Source organism: Pseudomonas sp. MD330_10, assembly GCF_042610415.1.
GTDB lineage: Bacteria > Pseudomonadota > Gammaproteobacteria > Pseudomonadales > Pseudomonadaceae > Aquipseudomonas > Aquipseudomonas rhodesiae.
This window is the reverse complement of sequence record NZ_JBHGZU010000101.1, coordinates 1-256: the sequence shown is the minus strand read 5'-3', so window position 1 is coordinate 256 and position 256 is coordinate 1. Positions and strand designations below refer to the sequence as shown.

Here is a 256-nt window from a genome sequence, read left to right as displayed (position 1 = left end):
CGATGTATTTCTCGACCCTTTCAAAGACCCACTTCTTGACGCTGACGCTCTTCGCGAAGAACTCATCCTAGCACAGATTATCCGGCATGAGCATGAACAGGAGCAGCAAGCCGTCACCAATGAGACCGAACCAGACGATCTCGAAGTCCGGGTAGAGTTCACCTACGATCGCGTCGATTTCCATCAAGAACGCCCGCACAATGCTGACGGTCACCGAAAAATCGTTCGTGTAAGGCGACCAATGGGAAATGGTCTC

The 256-nt window shown here is 52.0% G+C and carries 1 pseudogene; it reads right to left on the bottom strand.

Annotated features, from left to right (window positions below):
- Positions 1-256 (bottom strand): annotated as a pseudogene (locus ACFZPT_RS26785) (FAD-binding oxidoreductase); the annotation flags it as partial.